Source organism: Microbacterium sp. K35 (genome assembly GCF_004794375.1).
GTDB lineage: Bacteria > Actinomycetota > Actinomycetes > Actinomycetales > Microbacteriaceae > Microbacterium > Microbacterium sufflavum.
On the sequence record NZ_SSDM01000316.1, the window covers coordinates 1 to 7,534 of the forward strand.

The following is a 7,534-nucleotide window of genomic DNA, read 5'->3' on the forward strand; positions in this document are numbered from 1 at the left end:
CGCGGCGGGGGCACCCGCCTCCGCGACGCCGGCACCGATGCCGCGACCGACGGCCTGGCCCTGGATGATCCCGGCGAGGTCGAGCCCGGTCGCGGAGTGCACGCTGTCGAACACCGAGCGCAGAGCCTTCGCGCTGTCGGCGCCGACGACCTGGGAGGCCCCGTCGTCGCCGGAGCCGCCCACGATCGAGACGTTGCCGATCGCGGCGTAGCCCTTGGCGAACTCGGCCATGATCGACGGCAGCACCTCCAGCACCCGCTGCGAGAGGAAGGCGTCCTGGTTGGAGGCGATGGCCTTGGCCTCGGCCTCGACGGCGGCCGCGCGCGCCTCACCCTCGGCACGGATGGCCTCGGCCTCGGCGTTCGCGCGCAGGCGGCGGGCCTCGGCCTCGGCTTCGGCCTGTGCCCGCAGCGCATCGGCGTCACCCGTGGCCTTCGCGATGGCGGCCGCGGCCTCACCGTCGGCCCGGGCCTTGTCGGCCTGCGCCTGCTGCTCGGCGATGCGCGTGCGGGCCTCGGCCTGCTTGACCTGCTCGATCGCGGCGGCCTCGGCGGCGCGCTCACGCGTGTAGAGCTCGGCCTGCGCGCGCGTCTCGGCCTCGTAGCGCTGGGCGTCGGCCACGCGCTTCACGTCGGCGTCGAGCTGAGCCTGCTTGTTCTCCGCCTGCTGCTGCAGCACGGCCTGCTCGGCCTGCGCGCGGGCGAGCTGTTCGGCCTGCTCCGCCTCGGCACGCGCTCGTCCGATGCCGGCGTTCGCGTTGGCGGTGTTGGTGTCGAGCGCCGTCTGCTCGACGAGGTTCGCCTCCTGGTTGGCGATGTTCTTCTGGTTGATCGCGCGGTCGGCGTTGGTCTGCGAGATCTCGGCGGCCTGTCGCTTCGCCTGGATCTCCGGCGCCCCGAGCGACTGGATGTAGCCGACCTTGTCGGTGATGCCCTTGATCTGGAAGGAGTCGAGGATGAGGCCCTGCTCGGCGAGCTCCTGCGAGACGTCGGCCGCTATCTGGTCGGAGAACTTCTTCCGCTCCCGCATGAGCTCGACGACCGAGAGTGTCGCGACGATGCCGCGCAGCGCACCCTCGAGCTGCTCGGTGGTGAACTGCTCGATCGCCTTGTCCTGCGACGCGAAGCGCTCCGCGGCACGCCGCACGAGCAGCGGGTCGGAGCCGATCTTCACGATCGCGACGCCGTCGACGTTGAGGGTGACGTTGTCGAGCGACTGCGCCTCTGCATTGAGCGAGACCTGACGGGAGCGCAGGGAGATGATCTCGTGGCGCTGCGTGATCGGGTTGACGAGGGACTTGCCGTTGACGATCACCGTGACCGGCGACTCCGACAGCTCCGAGCGGCTCGTGCCGTCGGCGGCGATCACCGCGCGCTGCACCTTCTGCTTGCGGCCCGAGATGACGAGCGCCTCATCGGCCCTGGCCACCTTGATCCAGCTGCGGGCGAACAGCAGCAGGATCAGCAGCAGGATGACCGCTGCGACGACGGCGATACCGATGATGATGAGGATGCCGACGATTCCGGCGATCTCCATGGATGACCTCCCTTGGTCCCCCCGAGGGGGCGGTCTGACGGGCCCGCGCGGTGTGCCGGGACTCGGTTCCACCCTGCCAGAAACCCCGGAGGGCCCGCTCTGCGCGGGGGTGATCTCCGACACATCGGGGAGAAGCTGCGGCAGAGGCGGGGTGGGGAGAAGGGCTCATTCCCCGTTCACGCGGTCGCGGTCAGCGGTTGCGGAGCTTCTCCGCGAGGTCGCGCAGCTGGCGCAGCTCGTCGTCGTCGAGCCGAGACATGCGTGACGCGATGGAGCGGCCGTGCACCGTGGCGAGGGAACGGAAGGCCCGGGCACCGGCGTCGGTCGCGCGGATCAGTGCACCGCGGCCGTCATCCGGGTCGGGGCACTTGGCGACCAGCCCGCGGGCGACCATGCGATCGACGAGGCGGGAGACGCTGGGCTGGCTGATCAGCATGTTCGCGGTGATGTCGCGCAGTCGCGCCGTCATGTCGGGGGAGCGGGTGACGGTGAGGAGCACGTCGTATTCGGCCTGCGCGAGCTCGTTGTGATCGAAGTCGGCCATCATGTCCGTGAACAGCTCGTGCTGCGCGCGGAACAGGCTCTCCCAGGCCTCCAGGGCGAGCTTGCGATCGGTCATCCTCACAGCGTAGCGGCCACAGTAAAGGGCCGGTCGGAGAGGCTCCCGACCGGCCCTTGTCCCTTGCACCAAGAGTGTCCTGCAATCACATGCGGTGGATGCCACAGCAAACATTCACCGTGCGATCACTGTATAACGACGAGGTAACGAATGCAACGGTTTGATCACGGAATCTTCGCGCGACGCGTGAGGCCGATCCGACCGAGTCGGCCTGAAGCCGCCGCGGGGCGCTCGCGGCTTGCCGTTTATATCGATAGTCATCAATATGGAGTCACGCCCACCTCGCGGTCTCAGCCACCCGTTGACCCATCCACCCAGGAGCGCCATGACCGCCACCACCCCCTCCGTCCTCTTCGTCTGCGTGCACAACGCCGGGCGCTCGCAGATGGCCGCGGGGTTCCTCCGCGAGCTCGCCGGTGACCGCATCGAGGTGAGGTCCGCGGGGTCGCTGCCCGCGGACCGCATCAATCCCGTCGCGGTGGAGGCCATGGCCGAGGTCGGGATCGACATCACCGCCGAGCAGCCGAAGGTGCTCACCGTGGACGCCGTCAAGGCGTCGGACGTCGTGATCACGATGGGATGCGGCGACGCGTGCCCCATCTTCCCCGGAAAGCGCTACGAGGACTGGACGCTCGAGGATCCGGCAGGGCAGGGGATCGAGGCGGTGCGGCCGATCCGCGATGACATCCGCACGCGGATCGAGGCGCTCGTGGGAGAGCTGATCTGAGCCGAGCTCCGGGCTCACCGTCCGTGGACGCGGGCGTTCCTCGCCCTTTCCCCCGAAGTGGGATATATTGCTGAAACGTAGAACTTCACTCTCCAATACTCCCCAACTGGAGGAACGCGTGACACTCTCAGGTGGTCCGCTCGAGCGTCGGTCGATGAGCGACGAGGCGTTCGTGCGGCTGCAGGACGCCATCATCAGCGGAGAGCTGCCCCCGGGGGAGCGACTGCGCGACTACGAACTCGCGGAACGCCTCGGCACCTCCAAGACACCGATCCGTCATGCGCTCGACCGCCTGGCCGACAACGGGCTCGTCGAGATGCAGCGCAACCGCTACACGCGGGTCGCCCCCATCGATCTCAACCGGGTCCGCAATGCGGTCGACCTGTTCGGCGACATCTGGATCGGCTCGGTGCGTCACGTGCTGCCGGTGATCCAAGACGACGACGTGTCGTATCTGGTCGAGCTCGCGGACGACATGGCGACGGCGGTCAATTCCCGAGACGTCATCGGGTTCGGCGCCGCGCTGCGCGGTGCCGCGACCGGGTTCGCTCGCATCGAGGGCAACGCGGCGCGCGCGACGGTGATCGAGCGGCTCGGTCCTCAGATCCGCCGCTTCAGCCAGCACTCCAAAGACGTGTTCGACTGGGCGGCGGTGGGCGACGTGGTCGCCTCGATCCGTGACGCCCTCGAGGAGCGCGACGCCGTCAAGATCCGCGCCGTGCTCGTCACGCTGTTCGACGAGGTGCTGCCCTCCATCATCGACCGCGCGGAGGCCGAGGGCCTCGCCGGCACGACGGCCGAGTAGGACGAGGACACCGAACGAGGGCGGCCGCGCGGTGCGGCCGCCCTCATCGTGTCCGGCGCTCTCGCGCTACGGCGTCAGGCGGTGCAGGTCGCGCGGGAACAGCGTGACCTCGCGGACGTTGGGCGCGTCGACGAGTCGCGCGATCCAGCGCTCCAGGCCGATCGCGAACCCGCCGTGCGGCGGCATCCCGTGCGCGAACGCCTCGAGGTAGCCGCGGTAAGCGTCGGGCGATTCGCCCCCGGCCTCGATCGCGGCGACCAGTTCGGAGTGACGGTGCCGCCGCTGCCCGCCCGTCACCAGCTCCAGCCCCCGGAAGAGCAGGTCGAAGCTGTTGCTCCAGCGCTCGTCGTCGGGTTGCGGGTGCGTGTAGAACGGACGCTTGGCCATCGGGTACCCCTCGACCGCGAGCACGTCGCTGCCGAACTCGGCCATGGCCCACTCGCCGAGCGCTCGCTCGTGCGCCGGTGCCAGGTCGGGCTCGTCGTCGGGCGCCCCCACCAGGCGCAGCGCGTCGCGGAAGTGGATGACCGGGATCTCCTCGGGGATCGTCGGCAGCGGCACCCGGAGCTGCGCCACGGCCGCGGCCGCCTCCGTGCGGATCCCGTCGAGCATTCCTCGCAGCACCTCCCCCAGGAGCGACAGCACGTCGCGGTGGTCGCGGACGAAGCCGAACTCCACATCGAGCGACACGTACTCGGCCAGGTGCCGCACGGTGTCATGGGGCTCTGCGCGGAACACCGGCCCCACCTCGTACACGCGCTCGAACACCCCGACGAGCTGCTGCTTGTAGAACTGCGGGCTCTGCGCCAGGTACGCCGGACGGCCGAAGTAGTCCACGGGGAACACGTTCGCGCCCGACTCCGTCGCGGTCGCCACGATCTTCGGCGTGTGGACCTCGGTGAAGCCGGCGGCGTCGAGCGTGCGGCGGAAGGCCCTCAGGCTCGCGGCCCCCAGTTCCCAGGTCGCCCGGCGGGCGGGGTGGCGCCACAGCACCGGCGCGTGGTCGAGCAGCGTGGGCAGCGTCGCGTCGAGGGTCGGCCGCCACAGGTCCACCACGGGGGTCGCTGCGGGCTCGGACAGCAGCTCGATCCGAGGCGAGGCGACCTCGACGCCACCGGGCGCCTGCGGGTTCGCGGATACGGTGCCCGTAACGCGGACGACCGTCTCCTCGGGCGGCAGGCCGCCGTCGGGCAGCTCGCTCGGCCGCAGCACGACCTGCGCCAGCCCGGAGCGGTCGCGCAGGATCAGGAAGGCGACGGAGGCGAGCTCGCGGCGGCGGTGCACGTGGCCGAGGAGCGTGACGCTCCGGCCCGGCGCGGTGCGGGACAGTTCGGTCGCGAGCGTGCGACCGGGGTCGGGTGATCTCATTCTTCCTCCAGGTTGTGGAAGCCCTGGAGGTGCGGGCGGGGGCTAGATCGCGGTGCCACCACACCTTCGCCGGTGAGACACCGGCCTCTCGTCGGTACGCCGGACGCGCGGGGACCGCTTGCCGTCGAGGCCGGGGGTCGTCACGCCCCGCAGTCGCCACCGCCAGTCTAGGGGACCGGGTTCTCGGCAGATCCACAGCATTCCGATATGGGCGTCTCGTACTCTGGGACCTCCAAGGGGAGTACTCCGACACGGTCTGGTCGTCATTACGGATGCATCGCATCCCGGCCCACCGGTCCCGATTCGGGATGGAGAAGACTTTGGCGCTGTTCTGCCACGCCGAATCTGGAGTATCCCTTGGACGTCACCCCTCTCATCTGGGTCATCACGATCGCGGTCACGATCGCGTTCTTCGTGTACGAGTTCTTCGCCCACGTGCGCACGCCGCACGAGCCGACCATCGGTGAATCCGCCCGCTGGTCCATCTTCTACATCAGCCTGGCGCTGCTCTTCGGCGTGGGCATCGGCATGGTCTCCGGGTGGACGTACGGCGGCGAGTACTTCGCCGGGTACCTCACCGAGAAGGCCCTGTCGATCGACAACCTCTTCGTGTTCCTGATCGTCATGACCGGGTTCGCCGTGCCGAAGATCTACCAGCAGAAGGTGCTGATGATCGGCATCGTGATCGCCCTGATCCTGCGCGGCATCTTCATCGCGGTCGGCGCGACGCTGATCGAGAACTTCTCCTGGATCTTCTACGTGTTCGGCGCGCTCCTGCTCTTCCTCGCCTACCGCCAGGCGTTCAGCAACCACGAGAGCAACCCCGCGAACGGCCGCTTCATGACCTTCGTGCGCCGTCACCTCCCCGTCAGCGAGGAGTACAACAACGACCGGCTGACCGTCGTCAAGAACGGGAAGCGCTTCGTCACCCCGATGCTGCTGACCATCATCGCGATCGGGTTCATCGACCTCGTGTTCGCCGTCGACTCGATCCCCGCGATCTACGGTCTCACCGATCAGGCGTACATCGTGTTCACCGCCAACGCGTTCGCCCTCATGGGGCTGCGCCAGCTGTACTTCCTCATCGGCGGACTGCTGGAGCGCCTGGTCTACCTGGCCCAGGGCCTCGCCGTGATCCTCGCGTTCATCGGCGTGAAGCTGGTGCTGCACGCGCTGCACGTCAACGAGGTCCCCTTCATCAACAACGGCGAGCCGATGCTGTGGGCGCCCGAGATCCCGATCTGGTTCTCGCTGCTCTTCATCGCCGCGACCATCGCCGTCGCCACCGTCGCGAGTCTGCTCAAGACCCGCAAGACCTCGTCCCTTCCCCCCACGACCGGCACCACCCCCATCGACAAGGAGCACTCTTGAGCGCGCAGCGCTGTTCTGACTCTTCGGACTCTGACAGTACGGGCGCCCGGTTCATCCCGGGCGCTCACCCCGCACCCGGAGAGGAAGCCCGCTGATGGGCGACCTGCTCCTGAACATCGCCCTCGTCCTCGTGTTCGTGCTGATCGGCGGCGTCTTCGCGGCGACCGAGATGGCGCTGGTCACGCTGCGCGAGAGCCAGATCAACGCGATCGGCCAGCGCGGGAAGCGCGGCGCCAAGGTCGCCGGGCTGGCCCGCAACCCCAACACCTTCCTCTCGGCGGTGCAGATCGGCGTGACCGTGGCGGGCTTCGCGTCCGCCGCCTACGGCGCCACCTCGATCGCTCCGTCGCTCGCGCCCCTGTTCGAGAGCTGGGGACTCGCTCCCGCCGTGGCGCTCACGGTCGCCACCCTCGTGCTCACCCTCGTGATCGCGTACCTGTCGCTCGTGCTCGGCGAGCTCGTGCCGAAGCGTCTCGCGATCCAGCGCAACGCCCAGTTCGCGTATGCCGTCGCCCCGGCCCTGAACGGCTTCGCGACCGTCATGCGACCGGTGATCTGGCTGCTGTCCGTGTCGACGAACGCCCTCGTGCGGCTGCTCGGCGGCGACCCGCACAAGACCAGCGATGAGCTCACCGACGAGGAGGTGCGCGACATCGTCGCGACGCACCAGGGGCTGCCCGACGACGAGCGCCGCATCCTCGACGACGTGCTGTCGCTGCGCGGCCGCCAGGTGAGCGAGGTCATGCGACCGCGACCCGAGGTGGTGGCGCTCGACCAGGCCGCCACCGTGGGCGCTGCCATGCAGCAGGTGCGGGAGCTGCCGTTCTCGCGCTACCCGGTGTCGGACACCTCGATCGACGACATCACCGGGTTCGTGCACGTGCGCGACCTGTTCGAGGCCGCGGCCGACGACCCGGAGCGACCGCTGGCGGCCCTCGTGCGCCAGATCCCCTACATCCCCTCGACCGCCCGGGTGCTGCCGACGCTGACCCGCATGCGCGCGGAGGGCCACCACATCGCGGTCGTCGTCGACGAGTACGGCGGCACGGACGGGCTCGTGACGCTCGAGGACCTGGTGGAGGAGGGCGTCGGCGAGATCTTCGACGAG

At 69.2% G+C, this 7,534-nt stretch carries 7 protein-coding genes; 4 read left to right on the forward strand and 3 right to left on the reverse strand.

Translation table 11 applies throughout. The features are described 5' to 3' along the window. Together DW299_RS12485 and DW299_RS12490 are read right to left on the reverse strand one after the other, a co-directional pair. A partial coding sequence (locus tag DW299_RS12485) for an SPFH domain-containing protein (protein ID WP_136036778.1) occupies positions 1-1,536 on the reverse strand: 1,536 nt, incomplete at its 3' end. Between the two features lie 190 nt (positions 1,537-1,726). Continuing rightward, the gene (locus DW299_RS12490; RefSeq protein WP_136031703.1) at positions 1,727-2,155 is read right to left on the reverse strand and encodes a MarR family winged helix-turn-helix transcriptional regulator; all 429 of its coding nucleotides are present in this window, start codon (positions 2,153-2,155) and stop codon (positions 1,727-1,729) included. 325 nt (positions 2,156-2,480) lie between these two features. On the opposite strand from DW299_RS12490, the gene DW299_RS12495 reads away from it, so the two are divergent. Beyond that, positions 2,481-2,882 (forward strand): arsenate reductase ArsC, encoded by a 402-nt coding sequence (locus tag DW299_RS12495; protein WP_136036779.1) that lies wholly within the window; start codon positions 2,481-2,483, stop codon positions 2,880-2,882. Between the two features lie 154 nt (positions 2,883-3,036). Then, positions 3,037-3,687, forward strand: coding sequence for a GntR family transcriptional regulator (locus tag DW299_RS12500; protein ID WP_136031707.1), 651 nt, complete (start codon positions 3,037-3,039; stop codon positions 3,685-3,687). Positions 3,688-3,753: 66 nt separating this feature from the next. Here DW299_RS12500 and aspS read toward each other — a convergent pair whose 3' ends face one another. Further along, positions 3,754-5,055 carry an aspartate--tRNA(Asn) ligase gene (gene aspS, locus DW299_RS12505; RefSeq protein WP_136036780.1) on the reverse strand — a complete coding sequence of 434 codons (1,302 nt, stop codon included), beginning with the start codon at positions 5,053-5,055 and terminating at the stop codon, positions 3,754-3,756. 357 nt (positions 5,056-5,412) lie between these two features. Between aspS and DW299_RS12510 the strand changes: the two genes are divergently transcribed. Both DW299_RS12510 and DW299_RS12515 read left to right on the forward strand, forming a co-directional pair. Then, entirely contained in the window at positions 5,413-6,426 is a 1,014-nt protein-coding gene (locus DW299_RS12510) for a TerC family protein (protein WP_136036781.1), read from the forward strand. A gap of 94 nt (positions 6,427-6,520) precedes the next feature. Then, on the forward strand, positions 6,521-7,534 hold a 1,014-nt coding region (locus DW299_RS12515), incomplete at its 3' end, for a hemolysin family protein (RefSeq protein WP_136036782.1).